Origin of the sequence: Nonomuraea sp. NPDC049607, assembly GCF_040675375.1 — a bacterium.
GTDB lineage: Bacteria > Actinomycetota > Actinomycetes > Streptosporangiales > Streptosporangiaceae > Nonomuraea.
The window spans coordinates 126,398-143,761 of record NZ_JBFAOV010000001.1; the positions used below are offsets into that span (position 1 = coordinate 126,398).

At 69.3% G+C, this 17,364-nt stretch carries 18 protein-coding genes and 1 tRNA gene; 7 read left to right on the top strand and 12 right to left on the bottom strand.

Annotation, left to right across the window (positions count from 1 at the left end; all coding sequences use genetic code 11):
- Positions 1-8: 8 nt before the first annotated feature.
- Entirely contained in the window at positions 9-731 is a 723-nt protein-coding gene (nth, locus tag AB0J97_RS00665; protein WP_364082750.1) for an endonuclease III, read from the bottom strand.
- Between the two features lie 76 nt (positions 732-807).
- Here nth and AB0J97_RS00670 point away from each other — a divergent pair, with 76 nt between their 5' ends.
- Both AB0J97_RS00670 and AB0J97_RS00675 read left to right on the top strand, forming a co-directional pair.
- Complete coding sequence (locus tag AB0J97_RS00670; RefSeq protein ID WP_357692604.1) at positions 808-1,236, top strand: hypothetical protein; 429 nt, start codon at positions 808-810, stop codon at positions 1,234-1,236.
- A gap of 133 nt (positions 1,237-1,369) precedes the next feature.
- Positions 1,370-2,050: a Crp/Fnr family transcriptional regulator gene (locus AB0J97_RS00675; protein ID WP_125644033.1), complete on the top strand. Its 681-nt coding sequence runs from the start codon at positions 1,370-1,372 to the stop codon at positions 2,048-2,050.
- On the opposite strand, the gene AB0J97_RS00680 is transcribed toward AB0J97_RS00675, so the two are convergent.
- The 4 genes from AB0J97_RS00680 to AB0J97_RS00695 all read right to left on the bottom strand — a co-directional run bounded on the left by AB0J97_RS00680 (position 2,032) and on the right by AB0J97_RS00695 (position 4,355).
- Positions 2,032-2,820, bottom strand: a complete 789-nt coding sequence (locus AB0J97_RS00680) for an MBL fold metallo-hydrolase (protein ID WP_364082754.1) — start codon at positions 2,818-2,820, stop codon at positions 2,032-2,034. The two genes, AB0J97_RS00675 and AB0J97_RS00680, sit on opposite strands and share 19 nt — an antisense overlap.
- Entirely contained in the window at positions 2,817-3,635 is an 819-nt protein-coding gene (locus AB0J97_RS00685) for an NUDIX hydrolase (protein ID WP_364082757.1), read from the bottom strand. Before AB0J97_RS00685 ends, AB0J97_RS00680 begins: the two co-directional genes overlap by 4 nt.
- 109 nt (positions 3,636-3,744) lie before the next feature.
- On the bottom strand, positions 3,745-4,203 hold the full coding sequence (locus AB0J97_RS00690; RefSeq protein ID WP_357692610.1) for a RidA family protein: 459 nt from the start codon (positions 4,201-4,203) through the stop codon (positions 3,745-3,747).
- The gene (locus AB0J97_RS00695) at positions 4,200-4,355 is read right to left on the bottom strand and encodes a hypothetical protein (protein ID WP_357692612.1); all 156 of its coding nucleotides are present in this window, start codon (positions 4,353-4,355) and stop codon (positions 4,200-4,202) included. Before AB0J97_RS00695 ends, AB0J97_RS00690 begins: the two co-directional genes overlap by 4 nt.
- A 133-nt stretch (positions 4,356-4,488) precedes the next feature.
- Between AB0J97_RS00695 and AB0J97_RS00700 the strand changes: the two genes are divergently transcribed.
- Both AB0J97_RS00700 and AB0J97_RS00705 read left to right on the top strand, forming a co-directional pair.
- A complete protein-coding gene (locus AB0J97_RS00700; protein ID WP_357692614.1) occupies positions 4,489-5,493 on the top strand; it encodes an ArsA-related P-loop ATPase in 1,005 nt (334 codons plus the stop codon).
- Positions 5,490-6,617 carry an ArsA family ATPase gene (locus AB0J97_RS00705; RefSeq protein WP_364082762.1) on the top strand — a complete coding sequence of 376 codons (1,128 nt, stop codon included), beginning with the start codon at positions 5,490-5,492 and terminating at the stop codon, positions 6,615-6,617. Before AB0J97_RS00700 ends, AB0J97_RS00705 begins: the two co-directional genes overlap by 4 nt.
- A gap of 53 nt (positions 6,618-6,670) precedes the next feature.
- Here the strand turns inward: AB0J97_RS00705 and AB0J97_RS00710 are convergent, their stop codons facing one another.
- A complete protein-coding gene (locus AB0J97_RS00710; RefSeq protein WP_090771382.1) occupies positions 6,671-6,967 on the bottom strand; it encodes a WhiB family transcriptional regulator in 297 nt (98 codons plus the stop codon).
- A 242-nt stretch (positions 6,968-7,209) separates the two neighbouring features.
- On the opposite strand from AB0J97_RS00710, the gene AB0J97_RS00715 reads away from it, so the two are divergent.
- Positions 7,210-9,519 carry a transglycosylase domain-containing protein gene (locus AB0J97_RS00715; protein WP_364082765.1) on the top strand — a complete coding sequence of 770 codons (2,310 nt, stop codon included), beginning with the start codon at positions 7,210-7,212 and terminating at the stop codon, positions 9,517-9,519.
- 293 nt (positions 9,520-9,812) lie between these two features.
- Here the strand turns inward: AB0J97_RS00715 and AB0J97_RS00720 are convergent, their stop codons facing one another.
- Positions 9,813-10,268 carry a GatB/YqeY domain-containing protein gene (locus AB0J97_RS00720; protein ID WP_357692621.1) on the bottom strand — a complete coding sequence of 152 codons (456 nt, stop codon included), beginning with the start codon at positions 10,266-10,268 and terminating at the stop codon, positions 9,813-9,815.
- A gap of 89 nt (positions 10,269-10,357) precedes the next feature.
- Here AB0J97_RS00720 and AB0J97_RS00725 point away from each other — a divergent pair, with 89 nt between their 5' ends.
- Together AB0J97_RS00725 and AB0J97_RS00730 are read left to right on the top strand one after the other, a co-directional pair.
- Positions 10,358-11,221 carry a metallophosphoesterase gene (locus tag AB0J97_RS00725; protein ID WP_357693535.1) on the top strand — a complete coding sequence of 288 codons (864 nt, stop codon included), beginning with the start codon at positions 10,358-10,360 and terminating at the stop codon, positions 11,219-11,221.
- A gap of 64 nt (positions 11,222-11,285) precedes the next feature.
- A tRNA-Pro gene (locus AB0J97_RS00730) sits at positions 11,286-11,359 on the top strand.
- 430 nt (positions 11,360-11,789) lie between these two features.
- Here the strand turns inward: AB0J97_RS00730 and AB0J97_RS00735 are convergent.
- The 5 genes from AB0J97_RS00735 to AB0J97_RS00755 all read right to left on the bottom strand — a co-directional run bounded on the left by AB0J97_RS00735 (position 11,790) and on the right by AB0J97_RS00755 (position 17,288).
- Positions 11,790-12,683, bottom strand: coding sequence for a hypothetical protein (locus AB0J97_RS00735; protein WP_364082768.1), 894 nt, complete (start codon positions 12,681-12,683; stop codon positions 11,790-11,792).
- 197 nt (positions 12,684-12,880) lie between these two features.
- Positions 12,881-15,415, bottom strand: coding sequence for an AAA family ATPase (locus AB0J97_RS00740; RefSeq protein ID WP_364082771.1), 2,535 nt, complete (start codon positions 15,413-15,415; stop codon positions 12,881-12,883).
- A 162-nt stretch (positions 15,416-15,577) separates the two neighbouring features.
- Positions 15,578-15,796 (bottom strand): helix-turn-helix domain-containing protein, encoded by a 219-nt coding sequence (locus AB0J97_RS00745; protein WP_364082774.1) that lies wholly within the window; start codon positions 15,794-15,796, stop codon positions 15,578-15,580.
- Entirely contained in the window at positions 15,793-16,812 is a 1,020-nt protein-coding gene (locus AB0J97_RS00750; RefSeq protein ID WP_364082777.1) for a site-specific DNA-methyltransferase, read from the bottom strand. Before AB0J97_RS00750 ends, AB0J97_RS00745 begins: the two co-directional genes overlap by 4 nt.
- Entirely contained in the window at positions 16,809-17,288 is a 480-nt protein-coding gene (locus AB0J97_RS00755) for an XF1762 family protein (RefSeq protein ID WP_364082780.1), read from the bottom strand. Before AB0J97_RS00755 ends, AB0J97_RS00750 begins: the two co-directional genes overlap by 4 nt.
- Positions 17,289-17,364: the final 76 nt, after the last annotated feature.

Genomic DNA, 17,364 nt, shown 5'->3' on the forward strand with positions numbered 1-17,364 from the left:
CTCGCGGATCAGGAGAAGGGACCGGGCCTGACCAGCTTCTCCGCCTCCGCCTCGCCGGTGGGCCCGGTGCCGAAGGAGGGGCACAGGTTCGCCAGCGGGCACACGCCGCAGGCCGGACGGCGCGCGTGGCACATGCGGCGGCCGTGCCAGATGACCCGGTGGGAGAAGATCGTCCATTCGCGGCGGGGCAGCAGCTCGGCCACGACGTGCTCGATCTTGACCGGGTCGGTCTCCTCGGTCCAGCCGAAGCGGCGCACGAGCCGCTGGAAGTGCGTGTCGACGGTCAGCCCCGGCACGCCGAACGCGTTGCCGAGCACCACGTTCGCGGTCTTGCGGCCCACGCCGGGCAGGGTGACCAGGTCTTGGAGCCGGCCCGGCACCTCGCCGCGGTAGCGCTCGCACACGGCCTGGGCCATGCCGATGATGCTGTTGGTCTTCGCGCGGAAGAAGCCGGTCGAGCGGATGATGTCTTCCATCTCGGCGCGGTCGGCGGCGGCGTAGTCCTCGACGGTGGGGTATTTGGCGAACAGGGTGGGGGTCACCATGTTCACCCGCTTGTCGGTGCACTGGGCCGACAGGATGGTCGCGACCAGCAGCTCCAGCGGGTTGCGGAAGTCGAGCTCGCAGTGGGCGTCGGGGTAGGTCTCGGCGAGGACGCGGTTCATCTTGCGCGCCCGCCGTACCAGGGCTAGCTGGGTCTCCGGCTTGCGCCCCGCCGCGTTCGTGGCCATGCCGCAAGACTATGGGAACCGTTGAACCTTCTACGCCGCGTTCGCGTACAACCTGGCGGCTGGGAGGGCGGCGACCATGGGCGATCAGCACAAGGGCGAGTCACTGACCGACTTCGTACGCAGGGGCGGCCCGTTGCGCGGCGCGGCGCTGCACCGGGTGGCGCTCGGCAGCGCGGCGGCCATGGCCAGGATGCACGCCCACGGCGTGACCGGCCTGCGGCTCACCCCCGACAACGTCGCGCTCGGCACGCGCGGCCAGGTGCTGGTGGGCGTGCAGGGCTCGCCCGGCCGCGGCGGCCCGGCCGACGACGTGCGGGACTGGGCGGAGCTGGTGAGGTTCGCGAGCGGGTCCGGCGCGCTGCCGCATCCGCTGCGCGGCGTCGTCGAGCGGTGCCGCCGTCCGGAGCCCGCCGGCCGCCCCTCGGCGGCCCATGTCGTACGCGTCCTGCTGGGCCACACGATGGCGACGGCGGTCGCCTCGGTGGACGACCTCCTGCGGAAGTAAGCAGGTCACCCGATTTGTTCATACACTTCAGTGCGCCACACACCAGGGCAAGCCACGCCTAACCCGGGCATTCCCATAGCCTGTGTGTGCCGCCCGGAGTGGGGTGAGTCACAATGGCAGCAGAGGAGGCAGAGTGAACACCGAAGATGTGCTGGGCAAGGCCCCCCTGTTCGCCGCGCTCGACCGCGAGAGCGCCGCGGCGCTGCGGACGAGCATCACCGAGGTCCAGTTGTCCAAGGGACAGACCCTCTTCCACGAGAACGAGACCGGCGACCGGCTCTACGTCGTGCTCGAAGGCAAGATCAAGCTCTCCCGCACCTCGCCCGATGGCCGGGAGAACCTGCTGAGCGTGCTCGGCCCGAGCGAGATGTTCGGCGAGCTGTCGCTGTTCGACCCGCGACCGCGCACCGCCACCGCGACGGCGCTGACCGACGTGCGCCTGGCCGGGCTGGGCCACGACGACCTGCGCCCCTGGCTGACCGGCCGCCCCGAGGTGGCGCTGCACCTGCTGCGCGCCCTGGCCCAGCGGCTGCGCCGCACCAACGACGTGCTGGCCGACCTGGTCTTCACCGACGTGCCCGGCCGGGTCGCCAAGCAGCTCCTCGACCTGGCGGAGCGGTTCGGCACCAAGACCGACGACGGCATGCGCGTGCACCACGACCTCACCCAGGAGGAGCTGGCCCAGCTCGTCGGGGCCTCGCGCGAGACGGTGAACAAGGCCCTGGCCGACTTCGCCCAGCGCGGTTGGCTGCGCATCGAGGCCAAGGCCGTGGTCATCCTCGACATGGACCGGCTCTACAACCGTTCCAGGTAGTCGAGCTGGGCCCGCACGGAGACCTCCGCGGCGGGCCAGAGCGACCTGTCGACGTCCGCGTACACGATCTCGACGACCTCCTGCGGCGTGCGCGCGCCCTGTGCCCGCGCCGCCCTGATCTGGTCGAGCCGCTGCCGCCGGTGGGCGATGTAGCCGTCGAGGGCCGCGATCGGGTCGGGCAGCACCGGGCCGTGGCCGGGCAGCAGCGCCCGCGCTCCCAGGCCCTCGGCCGCCGCCCTCAGCCGGTCGAGGCTGCGCAGGTAGTCGCCCAGTCCGCCGTCCTGGGCGATGATCGTGGTGCCCCTGCCGAGGACGGTGTCGCCGGTCAGCATGGCCCGGTCCTGCGGCAGCCAGAAGCAGAGCGAGTCGAACGAGTGGCCGGGCGTGGCGTAGACGTGCAGCTCCAGGCCGTCGACCGTGACCACGTCGCCGTCGCCGAGCCCTTCGTCGCCCAGCCGGTGGCGCGGGTCGAGGGCGCGTACGGGGGCGTCGACCAGCTCGGCGAAGCGTTTGGCGCCGCCGCTGTGGTCGGCGTGGCCGTGCGTGAGCAGGATCTGGGTGACCCGCCGCTCGCCCAGATGGTCGCGTACGCGCAGCAGGTGCGCCTCGTCGTCGGGCCCCGGATCGACCACGATCGCGTCGCGGGTGCCGATGACCCAGGTGTTGGTGCCGTCGAGCGTCATGGCGGACGGATTGGGCACGAGCAGGTTCTCGGCGTGCTCGGTACGGGAGCCGTCAGGCGTGCCGAGCGGGATGTGCAGTCCGCTCACGGCGTCATCAACCTCATCTCCCCCTCGACCTCCACGGCCTCCGGCAGGATGGGCGTGATCTCCCGCTCCTCGGCCAGCACGGAGGCCACGCTGTCGTGCCCGGCCAGCTCGGTGAGCGTGTGGGAGGTGGGCGGCATCAGGAAGATCTCACCCGCGCGCCACAGCTCGATCGCCTCGGCCGGCCGCCGCCACACCACGTGGTCGGCCTCGCCTCCGACGTCACGCGTGCGCTGCCCCTCGGGCAGCACCGCCACGAAGAACCGGGTGTCGAACCTGCGCTGCTCGATCTCCGGCGTGATCCAGTGGGCCCACGGCTTGAGCAGGTCGGACCTGAGCACCAGGCCGCGCCTGTCCAGGAAGTCGGCGAAGGCCAGGCTCCGGTCGATGAGCGCCAGCCGGTCGGCCTCCCAGTCGTCGCCCGTGGTGTCCTCGACCACGCTGTCCGGCCCCGGCCCCGCCAGCAGCACCCCGGACTCCTCGAACGTCTCCCGCACGGCCGCGCACACCAGGCCGCGGGCGACGTTCTCACTGGCGTAGAAGATCTCCCCCCACTCCTTGGGGGACGGCCCGGCCCAGGCCACCGCCTGGTCGGTGTCACGCGGGTCGACGGAACCGCCGGGGAAGACGTAGGCGCCCGCCGCGAAGGCCATCGTGGACTTGCGCCTGAGCAGGTAGACCTCGGGCCCGCCGCGCGGGCCCGAGCCGCGCAGGATCACCACCGTGGCGGCGTCACGCGCCGGGGCGGGAGCGAGCCGCCCGGCGATGATCTCTCTGGCTCGCGCGGCGAGCTCGTCGGGAAGGGGAAGACCGGCCACCTGACCTCCTACTAGAACATCACTCGGTCATGGTGACACATCCTCGCGGTCAGGAAACCTCCGCGATCAGCCCTCTCCGGTCAGGAGACCTCCGCACCCGCCTCTCCGGTCAGGAGACCTCCGCGATCAGCTCCACTTCCACCGGGGCGTCCAGCGGCAGCGCGGCCACGCCCACGGCGCTGCGGGCGTGCTTGCCCGTCTCGCCGAACACCTCGGCCAGGAAGTCGCTGGCGCCGTTGGCCACCTGGGGCTGCTCGGTGAAGCTCGGCGCGCTGGCCACGAAGACCACGACCTTGACGATCCTGCGCACCCTGGACAGCTCGCCCAGCTCGGCCTTCAGCGCGGCCAGCGCGTTGAGCACGCAGATGCGGGCCTGCGCCTTGCCCTCGTCGACACCGAGGTCGACGCCGAGCTTGCCGGTCTGGTGCAGCTTGCCCTCCAGCATGGGCACCTGGCCGGAGGTGTAGACGAGGTCGCCGGTGCGCGCGGTCGGCACGTACGCGGCCAGCGGCGTCACCGGCTGGGGCAGCTCGAACCCGAGCTCGGCGATCCGCTCCTCGGGGGTCACGCCTTCTCCCGCTTGAAGTAGGCGACGAGCTGCTCGGACGAGGCGCCCTGGACGATCTGGACCAGCTCCCAGCCGTCGGACCCGAAGTTGTCGAGGATCATCTTCGTGTTGTGGATCAGCACCGGAGCGGTGAGGTACTCCCATTTCTTCATGCCATGACGATCTCATGGAAAGCCGCTTCCCGGCCTGTCACCCCACCCATCCGGGCGGCGATGACCGCAATGTGAGCAATCTCAAACGGTGGCCGTCGGGTTTCGACAAGTAACCGTTCGGTAGCCTCGAAACGTGGACTCTCCGGACACGGACTGGGACGACGTGCGGCTGCACGTCGTCACCGGCAAGGGCGGCACCGGCAAGACGACCGTCGCCGCCGCCCTCGCCCTCGCACTGGCCGCGGGCGGGCGCAAGGTGCTGCTCGTCGAGGTGGAGGGCAGGCAGGGCATCGCCCAGATCTTCGACCTGCCGCCGCTGCCCTACGAGGAGCGGAAGATCGCCGTGGCGCCCTCCGGCGGCGACGTGTACGCGCTGGCCATCGATCCCGAAGAGGCCATGCTCGAATACATGGAGATGTTCTACGGCATGCGCAGGGCCGGGCGCGCGCTGACCAAGATGGGCATCGTCGACTTCGCCACCACCGTGGCCCCCGGGTTCCGGGACGTGCTGGTCACCGGCAAGACCACCGAGGCCGTGCGCAGGCGCGGCAAGAACGGCCGCCGGGTCTACGACGCCGTCGTCCTCGACGCGCCGCCCACCGGCCGCATCACGCGCTTCCTGAACGTCACCCAGGAGGTCGCCGGCCTGGCCAAGGTCGGGCCCATCAAGAACCACTCCGATCTGGTGAACGGCGTCGTGAAATCCAGGGAGACGATGGTCCACTTCGTGACCCTCCTGGAGGAGATGCCGGTGCAGGAGACCCTCGACGGAGTCGGCGAATTGCGCTCGGCCGGGCTTCCGCCAGGTTGCGTTTTCATCAACATGGTCCGTGAATCACTGCTTCCACAGGCCGCTCTTGACATGGCTGTCAAGGGCCGATTCGACGTGGGCGAGCTCGCGCTCGGGCTCAAGGCGGCCGGGCTCGCCGACACCTCCGACGCCGCCGCCATGGCCGAGGCGCTCGCCGAGGAGGTCGTCGAGCACGCCCGCCGCACCGAGCTGGAGCACGCCGAGCGCGAGTCGCTGGCCGGGGCCGGCCTGCCGCGCGTCGAGCTGCCGCTGCTGGCCGACGGCGTCGACCTGGCCGGCCTGTACGAGCTGGCCGACATCCTCCGCACCCACCGGGGAGCCGCGTGAAGAAGCCCGTCCCCCTGGACATCGACGCCATCCTCGACGACAAGGGCACCCGGATCATCGTCTGCTGCGGCTCCGGCGGCGTCGGCAAGACCACGACCGCCGCGGCCCTCGGCCTGCGCGCCGCCGAACGCGGCCGGTGCGCGGTCGTGCTGACCGTCGACCCGGCCCGCCGCCTGGCGCAGTCGATGGGCCTGACCGAGCTGGACAACACCCCGCGCCTGGTCAGCTCGCCCGAGGGCGGCGGCCAGCTCTACGCCATGATGCTCGACATGAAGCGCACGTTCGACGAGATCATCGAGGCGCACGCCGACCCCGAGCGGGCCCGCCAGATCCTGTCGAACCCCTTCTACCAGTCGCTGTCCTCCAGCTTCGCGGGCACGCAGGAGTACATGGCGATGGAGAAGCTGGGCCAGCTCCGCCGCTCCGACGAGTGGGACCTGATCATCGTGGACACGCCGCCCTCCCGGTCGGCGCTGGACTTCCTCGACGCGCCTGAGCGGCTCGGCCGCTTCCTCGACGGACGGTTCATCCGGCTGCTGACCGCCCCCGCCAAGGCTGGTGGGCGCAGCGCGTTCCGGCTGCTCAACGCCGGGTTCGGGTTGATGGCCGGGGCGATGACCAAGCTGCTCGGCGCGCAGGTGATCAAGGACCTGCAGACGTTCGTGTCCGCGCTGGACGCCGTGTTCGGCGGGTTCCGGCAGCGGGCCGAGATGACGTACAAGCTGTTGCAGGCGCCGGGCACGGCCTTCCTCGTGGTGGCCGCGCCGGAGCGCGACGCGATGAGGGAGGCGTCCTACTTCGTGGAACGGCTCGCCGAGGAGCGCATGCCCCTCGCCGGGCTCGTGGTGAACCGGGTGCACATGTCGCCCGGCTCGGCGCTCTCAGCGGCACGCAGCGCCGCCGCGGCCGAGGACCTGGAGTCCAGGGGCGAACACGAGCTGACGGCCGCTGTGCTGCGGCTGCACACCGGCCGGATGCAACTCGCCACCCGCGAGAGCCGCGAGCAGGAGCATTTCGTCTCGGCTCATCCCACGGTGCCCGTGGCACAGGTACGTGCGATGTCCGGAGATGTCCACGATCTGGCCGGGTTGCGGCAGATCGGGAACCTGTTGGCGAGCGCGTAGAGAAAGCACGGCCGACGGGCGGCGCCGGCCGTGCTCTCCCTCCGCGGGCCCGATCAGCCCGCGATCAGCTCATTGGTCCGTTCGTACTCTTCCTTCGCGGACTCGAGCAGGTCACGCCACGAGTCCACGTCGGGCCGGCGCCTGAGCAGCGCACGGCGTTCGCGTTCGGTCATACCGCCCCACACCCCGAACTCGATGCGGTTGTCCAGCGCATCGGCGAGGCATTCGGTACGGACCGGGCATCCTCGACAGATCAACTTCGCCCTGTTCTGTGCGGCGCCCTGGACGAACAGCGCGTCCGGGTCCGCACCCTTACAGGCGGCACGGGAGGTCCAATCCGTGATCCACATTTTTCGACCCCACTCCCCTTAGGTGGTCAGTCGTCATTTGGGGCCGACGGGCGCGGGCGCCGAGCCTCCGTATTCAGTTGCCGCAGGGAGAACGTACGCAACTTCACGTTCGGGCCGACAGACCCCAGAGGACCAATTTCTCGCCGGACTGTTGACCGGGAATGACTAGTCACCCCTCCCAGTCAAGGCGAAATGGTGTCGTGTTACCGATAAGGACAGTGTTTCGACGTACCCTTAGGAGCGTGCAAGCGAAGGGCAAAGACCGCTCCCACCCGCTCCTCAGCGTCCTGCGTCTGATCATCGCCGGGACGGCGGCGGGTGTGCTGACGGCAGCCGTGGCGCTGCCCGCGGTCGGCGGGGCGGGTGTGTCGGCCAAGAGCGCCATGGACGGGCTCGACCTCAAGCCCAGGGAACTCGACGAGCCGCCCCTGTCCGAGCGCACGAAGCTGGTCGACGCCAACGGCAAGCAGATCGCCCAGTTCTACTACGAGAACCGGCAGTCCGTGACCCTCGACAAGGTCGCGCCCATCATGCAGACCGCGCTGATCGCGATCGAGGACTTCCGCTTCTTCGACCACGGCCCGATCGACGTCGAGGGCACCGCCCGCGCCCTGGTGAAGAACCTCACCGGCGGCGGCGTCATGCAGGGCGGCTCCTCGATCACCCAGCAGTACGTCAAGCAGGTGCTGGTCAACAAGGCCGAGACGCCGGAGGAGCAGCAGGCGGCCATCGCGCCGACGATGTCCCGCAAGCTCCAGGAGCTGCGGTACGCCATGGCGATCGAGGGCAAGTACACCAAGCAGCAGATCCTGGAGAAGTACCTCAACATCGCCTACTTCGGCGCGGGCGCGCACGGCGTCCAGGCCGCGGCCAGGCGTTTCTTCGACAAGCCCGCCTCCGAGCTCAACCTGTCCGAGGCCGCCACGCTGGCCGGCGCCGTCCAGAACCCGGCCCGCACCGACCCCAACGTCGGCCCCGAGGCGCGCGAACGGCTGCTGCTGCGGCGCAACACCGTGCTCGACAGGATGGCCCAGATCGGCAAGATCACCTGGCCCGAGGCCACCGCTGCCAAGGCCAAGAAGCTCGGCTACAAGGACGTCAAGTTCCCCGGCGGCTGCGAGGCCAGCAAGTTCCCGTACTTCTGCCTCTACGTCCAGTACGAGATCCTCGGCAACGAGGACTTCGGCAAGAATGAGGACGAGCGCAGGAAGCTGCTCCAGCGCGGCGGCCTGACGATCAAGACCACGCTCGACCCCAAGATGCAGAAGGCCGCCGAGAAGGCCATCAAGAAGTACGTCAGCCCCAAGGACAAGCCCGTGGCCGCGCAGGCCATGGTCGTGCCCGGCACCGGCGAGATCAAGGCGATGGCGGCCTCGCGCAAGTTCGGCGGCAGCAAGAAGAAGAACGAGATGAGCTACAACATCGTGGCCGACGCGGCGCACGGCGGCGGGCGCGGGTTGCAGCAGGGCTCGACGGCCAAGGCGTACACGCTGGCCACCGCCCTTGAGGAGGGCCTCAAGTACGAGGACGGCTTCCCCGCGCCGGCCGGGTTCACCGCCGGCGGCTACAACTCGTTCAAGGACTGCAAGGGCGACAACGTCGGCGACCCCTCGCACACCGCGCACAACTCCAGCGAGGGCGGCGGCGGTTTCAAGACCCTGCAGAGCGGCACGTGGGGCTCGGTGAACACGTTCTTCCTGAAGCTGGAGCAGGAGGTCGGGCTCTGCAAGGTCGTCAAGCTCGCCAAGCGCCTCGGCGTCAAGCGCGCCGACGGCGGCAAGCTGCGCGAGGTCGAGACGTTCACGCTGGGCGTCAACGAGGTCGACCCGGTGACGATCGCCAACTCCTACGCGGTGTTCGCCTCGCGCGGCCAGTACTGCAAGCCGCTGGCCATCACCGAGATCAAGGACAGGAACGGCAACGCCAAGCAGTACAAGCCGAAGTGCTCGCAGGTCATGGAGGAGGAGGTCGCCGACGCGGTCAGCGGCATCCTGTCAGGTGTGTTCACCAAGGGCACGATGCGCGAAGTGGGCGGAATCGGACGGGACGCGGCCGGCAAGACCGGGACGACCGACGACTACATGTCCGCCTGGTTCGCCGGTTACACGCCGAACCTGGCCTCCGCCGTCAGCCTCGGCGACCCGCGCGGCGCGTCCACCCACAAGCTGATCGGCGTCACGATCGGGGGGCGCTACTTCCCGTACGTGTACGGCGCGTCCATCTCCGGGCCCATCTGGAAGCAGGCCATGATGCAGGCGCTCAAGGGGGTGGAGCCGACGAAGTTCACGTCCGTGGACCACTCGCGCTTCGGCGGCTGCTCCGACAAGTGCGCGCCGAAGCCCAAAAAGAAGAAGAAGCACGAGGAGGACGGGCGGCCGGGCGGCGGCGACCCGTTCGAGGACTTCTTCGGCGACCGCAACGACCGGGGGGACGGCGGCGACGGCGGGCGCGGTGACGGGCCGGGGCCGGGTGACTGGCAGGGGCTGGGCGACGGGCCTGGCGGCCACGCCAACACCGGCCTCACCATCCCGGCGACCCGAACCCGCCCCTGACCCGCCTCCAGCCCGGCCCCTGACCTCACCGTCCCAGGGGCCGGCCGCCGCTCCCGGCCCGGCTCCGACCGCACCCGTCCCAGGGGCCGGCCGCCGCTTCCGGCGCGGCCTCCCATCGCCCCCTAAGGGTGCTACGCGGCTTCTAGACGTCTCCGCCCGCTTCCCGCCCCGGGATGGGCCCCCAGGAGGCCCCACAACCTTCTCGGGGCCCCTCAGCGACGCTCCAGCTTCCGGGGCCCTCAGCCTCAGAGACGCCCACTAACCTTTCGGAGGCGCTCAGCAGGCAGCGGGGGTCAGGCCGTCAGGCGGGCGCGTACGGCGGCGGCGACGCGGCCGCCCTCGGCCTTGCCCGCCACCTTGGGGTTGACCACCTTCATGACCTGCCCCATGGCCTGCGGCCCCGACGCGCCGGTCTCGGCCACGGCGGCGTCGACGATCTGGGCCAGCTCCTCGTCGGAGAGCTGCGCCGGCAGGTACTCCTCCAGCACGGCCTGCTCGTCCAGCTCGGCCTGGGCCTGCTCGGTGCGTCCCGCGTTCTGGAACGCCTCGGCGGCCTCGCGCCGCTTCTTGGCCTCCTTGGTCAGCACCTTGATGACCTCGTCATCGCTGAGCTCCCTGGCCTGCTTGCCCGCCACCTCCTCGACGTTCACGGCCGCCAGAGCCATACGAATCGTCCGGAGACGCACCTCGTCCCGGCTCTTCATCGAGGCCGTGAGATCGGCCTTCAGCTTGTCCTTCATTGCGCTCATGCGGTCCATCTTGCCGTCTGCCGGGACGCCTCGTGCCCGTTGTCAGGCATCATGAGTACGTGAGGAAAGCCGTCGCAGTGCCCCTGTCCATGATCGGTCTCGGCCTGGCCGGGCTGGGCTACGCCTCCGTCGTGGAGCGCAACTGGTTCCGTCTGCGCCGCTTCGACGTGCCGGTGCTGGAGCGCGGCCGGCGTCCCGTACGCGTGCTGCACCTCTCAGACCTGCACCTGACCCCCAACCGCACGATGCTCATCAACTGGGTGCGCTCCCTGGGCGCCCTGGAGCCCGACCTGGTGGTCAACACCGGCGACTCGATCGCCCACCCGGAAGCGGTCCCCGCGCTCCTGCACGCCCTGGAGCCCCTGCTGTCCCGCCCCGGCCTGTTCGTCTACGGGTCCAACGACCTCTACGCCCCCCAGCCCAAGAACCCGGCCCGCTACCTCTGGCGTACGTCCAAGAACGACCGCCGCCAGCACATCCCCAACCTCCCGTGGGAGGAGCTGGGCGCCGGCATGGCCGCCGAGGGCTGGCTGGACATGAACAACACCACCGCCCGCATCAAGATCGGCGACCTCGACGTCGCGGTGGCGGGCATCCACGACTCCCACATCTCCCGCGACCGCTACGACCTGGTCGCCGGCCCGGCCCCCGCCGACGCCGACCTCCGCCTCGGCGTCATGCACTCCCCCGAGCCCCGCAACATGACCCGCTTCGCCGACGACGGCTACCAGCTCCTGCTTGCCGGCCACACCCACGGCGGCCAGCTCTGCGTCCCGTTCTACGGCGCCCTGGTCACCAACTGCGGCATCGACCGCGCCCGCGTGAAGGGCCTGAGCCGGCACGAAAGCGCCTGGTTGCACGTGTCCGCCGGCCTCGGCACCTCGCCGTACGCACCTGCCCGCTTCGCGTGCTTCCCGGAGGCGTCGTTGCTCACGCTGGTCCCGCGACGCTGAGGCGGTCACGAGTACCCGCGAAGTCCGCTAGACTTTCTCAAGCACGCGCAAGACGGGCGTGCATCGGGGTGTAGCGCAGCTTGGCAGCGCGCTTCGTTCGGGACGAAGAGGTCGTGGGTTCAAATCCCGCCACCCCGACACTGTAGTTGCAGGTCAAGGGCCTGATCGCTGGAAACAGCGGTCAGGCCCTTGATCGTTCGTTAGCGTGGCGTTAGTGGTTTGAACCCGATCACGTAACCGTTAGCAGCCCCAGGCAGCCCCAAAAATCACCCGGCCCCGCGCCCAATTGAACTCGGGCCTGGGGTGCCGGAGAGCCAGGGGCTAGGCACCGTCCGCCTAAATAACACTGCGGGCATCACGACCGACGACGGATCCCTTCCAAGAGCTCGCGCGACAACTTTCTCGCGATACGACCGTTTCCGGGCGAGTGCTTGAAATTCCTTCTCATCCATGCAACCCAGGACGAAGCACCCCACGAGTCATGGCCGACCTGGGCGACCAGGGTAAGCTTCTGACTTCCAATCCCGTGATCGCCCGGCTTGCTAGCAGGTCCCCCTGGCCGCCCGGATCACGCGAACTGCGCGAGCGAGGTCGCCAGACTGGACAGTTCTGCCGAGAGAACGAGGCCGTCCTCCTCGACGACCTCACGCACCTTCTGACGGTTGCGGCCCATGCACCGACGAGCCTCGTCGTCGTCCACGCGCTCGATCACCCATTTGCCGCCATCGGGATAGAAGTACGGATGGCCACCGGTGTCGACGACGGCGACACGGCCGACCTTCAGCTTGGAGCCGCCGTCCTGGATGAGCTCCACGTCCGCGACGAAGATCAGGGGAGTCCCTCCGTCTGCGATGAGCTTGGGGCCGATCGTCAGGGTGAACCGCTCGTACTTGTTGCTGGGGAATTCGTAGGCCACGTCCTTCGTTACGACGAACGGCGTGGCCGGTGGAGGTTCGGGGATGGCGATGTCGTAGTTCGCTGACACTCCCAACGGCCCGCCGACCGGCACACACGGTTCCAGATGGAACGCCTGCGAGAACGTGACGGATATCCGTGAGGCGAGAGTCGCCAGGCCGCCAGAATTCTTGATCGTCACGTCGAGGACGGGGCCATATCCCACCGTTTCCTCGCCGTACTCCTTACGGACCTCTTCCTCGGTCCAGGTCGATCTGACGGCCTTGCGGATTCCGACGGACAGCTCCGTCACTTCGAGCCGGGCGGCCGGTGTGGCGGCGGAGTTGTTGTTGCAGACGATGAAACTGTCCGCCCCCTTGACGTTGCAATTGCCGTTCACGACATTGGGCTGCGGGCTCTTGTCCGGAGCCTCGGTCGAGCAGGACACGAGCTGTGCGATCAGCGCGACGCCGGCGATCACTGCGGCGATCCCCTGCCACCAATGGCGTCCGAGGAAATGGAGGAACCGCCCCCATCCCCTGGTCGGCGCACGATCCTTGGAATCCATCGACTCAACCCCATCCATCACCGGGCTCTGTTCCGTGCGACCCTCCGTAGAACCCGGGTTCGGCCCTGACGGCACGACGTCCCAACAGTGTCGGGGGATGGCCGGGTCCGGGCCAGAGCGGTGTGGAAAGGCTGCGGACTCCTTGCGGAATTGCGCATTCACGGGGCAGGCCGGCTGCCGTGGTGAGCGAACGTCGGCTACAGGCGGGCGGCTTTCTCCAGAGCCCGGGCGAGCCCCAGCGATTCGCCCAGCCGATACGCTTCGTCGAATCGCCCGTCCCCGAGCCGCCGCCGGATCTCTGTGACGCTACGGTCACGGCCGTCGACGAGATGGGCGAAGCCCCACAGCTGCGGGGCGCCCGCCGGCTTCCAGGCGATGTGCGCGGCGCCGAGCAGGAGCGCCCCCAAGTACGGCTGACCGCTCTGCGCCAGGGCCCAGGCCAGAGCCTCGCTCACCGTGGCCGCCCCGAGCTTGTCCCCGAGCCGCCGCTTGAGGTCGAGACTCTGCCACAGCAAGGCCATCGCCTCCCCGGTCTCACCGGTCTCGACGCACTCGATGGCGAGCGTCCACAGCAGATAGGAGCGGTGCCAGATCTCACCGCAGCTCTCCGACAGGTCGAGGCCCTCCCGGAAGAAGTCGCGGGCCGCCTGGCGATCGCCGTTCATCGACGCGGCAAGGCCGAGCTGTGCGAGCGCCTGTTGCCTGGTCAGCATGCCGGCACGGCAGGTGCCGGCCAGCAGCGCCGCCCTGGAGTGCTCCTCCACCCCCTCGACATCGCCGACGAACAGTGCGAGGAGCCCGCGGAGCTGGTGGACCCCGGCGCGGATGGCGGTCCACCCGTCACCCGTGCCCTCCAGGCGTGCTTCGATGAGGCTGAGCGAACGCTCGGCGCCTGCCCTGTCGCCATGCAGCATGAGGACGATCGCCGCGCACCAGTGTGCCCGGCACCACACCTGCGACAACTCAGGGCCGGGTGGTTCCGGATGGCGTTCGGCGATTCGGCGCATCCAAAGCGCGCCTTCCCCGACGTTGCCGCTGGCTACCCAGTACAGCCACAGGGCGTAGGCTCCGGCGAAGAATAGGTCGGACTCGACGTCCGCGCCCGGGGCGGCCGCGAACAACTGCCGCAGGTTGCCATGTTCCTCCCCGAGCCGGACAAGCCAGAGCCCTTGCTGAGGGGTGGCGTACAGTTCCTCCGCCTGGCACGCGAGCCACAGGTAACGGTCGTGGTGACGGCGCCGTGCCAGGCCCTCGCCTCCAGAGGAGGCGAGCCGCTCCCGTCCGTAGAGGCGTACGGTCTCCAGCATGTGGAGCCGGGTCCGTCCTCCGGTCTCCATCCGTCCCAGCAACGACTTGTCGACGAGCGCTGTGATCGCCTCGAACACCGCGTACGACCTCGGCGTGCCATCCCCGCAGATCACCTCGGCATCGCCCAGCGACACGCTGCCCGCCGACACAGACAACCGCTCCCACACCCGACGCTCGTCCGGCGTGCACAGCTCATAGCTCCAGTCGAAGACCGCTCGAAGCGTACGGTGACGCGGATGGGCCGTCCGGTCCGCACCTGCCGTACCCAGGAGAAGGAAGCGCTGGTCCAGGCGTTTGAGCAGATCACCGACGGAGAGCGTGCGCAGGCGGCGGGCCGCCAGCTCCAAGGCCAGCGGCAGGCCGTCGAGTAAGCGGCAGACGCGGGCCACTGCCGCCCGGTTCTCCGCCGTCAGGCGGAACTCCGGCGCGACAGCACGCGCGCGTTCACAGAAGAGCTCCACGGCCACCGAGTCCGTACCGCCCTCCGCGGGCAGCGGGAGCGGAGACACCTCCAGGACGTGCTCCCCCACGACCCCCAGCGTCTGACGACTGGTGGCCAGGACGGACAGGCCCGGCACGGCCTGCAGCAACGAACGAGCCAGGTCGGCGGCCTCACCCAGCAGGTGCTCGCAGTTGTCCAGCACCAGTAGCACCTGCTGCCCACTCAATGCCCTGGCGATGCCCGCTCGAGGCTGCTCGTCAGCCCTGAGCGGAACCCCCATGACGGCGGCGACAGCGTGGTCGACCATTGCCCGGTCGGTGACCGCCGCCAACTCCGTCAGCCATACCCCGCCGGGAAACCGGTCGGCGACCTGCTCGGCCAGGCGCAGGGCGAGCCGGGTCTTCCCCACGCCACCGACCCCGGTCAGCGTCACCAGCCGAACCTGCCGCATGAGCCGCCTTCCCTCGGCCAGCTCATGCCGACGCCCCATGAAGCTCATCAGTGCCACCGGTAGGTTGCCGGGGACGTCCGAGAACCCTTCGGCGCCCGGCTCCGGCCGGACGTGCCCGCCGGCGGGCACGTCGTCCGAGATCGACATCTCGCGCCAGCAGGTGGTCCATTCGTCCAGCAGCACCTGGACGTCCCAGCCACGCGCTGCCGCATCGGCTCTGTGCGGATGCTCGCTGGCGAAGGCCACGCAAGCGCGGATGAACATCTCCACGACCTCCCAGGACGGCCTGAACCGTCCGGAGGCGGCGTTGCGGAGCGAGGTCTCGGAGTAGGGAGAGCCCGACCGGGCGGTCTCACGGGCCAGCAATCTGTAGCTCGGATCGCCAGCCTGGTCACGCAGCTCGCGCAGTGACTGGGCAAAGCGCCCGAGAACACTTCCGGGATCGGGGATCGGGGTCTGCCGACGCCCTGGACGCGCCAACCGGCTCATGTGGCCTCCGCCACGTACCACCACGACAAGAAGATCCAGCATAGCTGGAAAGACGGTGGTCGACCCGCGTTTCAGGCCGCTGCGACGAGGCCCGCCAGGCTCAACGCCGGACATCGACCGGCGTGCCGCCAGACCCGGTGAACGTTCCTGATCAGCGAGATGCGGAGGCGCGGCCATGCCTGTCGACATGACCGCGCCCAGAGCTCAACTCGCGCTCTCGCCCGTGTCCATCCCGAGAACCGTCATGAGATCGGCAGTGGAGACACGGTAGAGGTCGCCGATCCGGATGATACGAACGGGAAACTCGCCATCACGCGCGAGCTGGTACGCCTTGGATCGGCCGATGCCAAGGGCACGGGCAGCAGTCATCAGGCCGATCGTGGGCGGCAGATCCTGTAGGTCGCGAACTTTCATCGGCTTCATGAACTGCCTCCCGATGCCGCTCCAGCCTCTCGGAGCCTCCCGACAGCAAGTCGGATGAACGGCTCGTTCAGTTCGATGCCGACGAAGTCTCGGCCGAGTTGTCGGGCGGCGATGCCGGTCGTGCCGCTGACCATGAACGGGTCCAGGACCGTGCCGCCCGAGCGGCAGCCGGCGGCAATCGCCCGTAGCGGGATGTCGATCGGAAAGGCAGCGAAGTGTGCCGCCCGCAGGGGGCGCGTAGGTATCGACCAGACGTCTCCTGGGTTTCGGCCGTTTGGGTGGCAGGCGGCATGCTGCTCCCCTGTAGGGCGCATTGCCGCCCCATGACGCGGGCCTGCCGCGTCGCTGCCGGTCATGCCGTACTTGCCGAGTGGCGGCCACGCGGTGGCAATGCTGTTCGGCTTGTTGCCACCTGAGCGTGCCCTTCTGGTGATCGGGCGGTCTCCTGTGTATGGCTCGCGGATCGGGTCCAGGTCGAACTTGTAGTGGCGCTGTTTGACTAGGAGGAAGATCAGCTCGTACCGGTTGGACAGGCGGTCGCGGACGGACTGGGGCATGGCGTTCGGTTTGTGCCAGACGATCGCGTTGCGCAGGATCCAGTCGTCGTCCTGGAGGGCGAAGGCGACTCGCCACGGCATGCCGAGCAGGTTCTTCGGCGCCACCGACTGGCGGGCCTTGGGGCGTACGAGAGGCTGGCGCGGGTTGTAGTCCGCCCCGCGGGCGCACCCGTCGGAGTTGGCGGCGTAGACGTCGCCAAGGTTGAGCCAGCAGGTACCGTCGTCGGCCAGGACCCGGCGAGCCTCGGCGAAGGTGGAGCTCAGGGTCTCCACGTACGCCTCGGCTGTGGGTTCCTGGCCGTACTGGCCGTCGCAGTAGTGCCGTAGCCCCCAGTACGGCGGGCTGGTGACGATGCAGTCCACCGAACCTGCGGGCATCTCGGCCAGCACCTGCCGAGTGTCGCCGTGGTAGATGGCCGTCTGGCTATCGCTCCAGTACGGATCGCGCAGCGCGGTCATCGGCGGCCTCCCACCGCACTGGCCTCCCACACGACGGAGGCCGTGCGACCACCGACGAGCTGAATGGGGCGGAAGCCGGCAGCGCGCAGACTGGTGCCCGGCTCGGCAAGGCGGGTGCGGGCGATCAGCCGCCGGTAGCCTGCCGCGCGTGCTGCCCGTCGGGCGGCGCCCAGCAGGGCTGAGCAGGCGTTGGGCGTGCTGTCGGTGGACAGGCAGACGATCTCGGCCGTTGCCTCGTCGTCGCAGTGCCAGCCGCTGACGAACACGACGCCCACCAAGGTGCCGTTGCCGGTCTGAACCCCGAGGACGATCTCGGCCTCGGGCGGTGGGGCGAGGTGACGGTGGGTCCAGGCGGCGAATGCCCGCGCGGTCTGAATGGCGACCGGAGAAATCGCCAAGCGCTGGTTTCGTCGCCGAGACGACCTGGTCAGGCAGCCGTTTTCCGTGTCGGCACAGATCTCATTGAAGTTCTCCATTGCTGTTGTCGGGACACGTTTCCGGATGCATGCCGCACAAGGCGCTGAGATGAGCCCTGAACGGCAGGTGACCAGG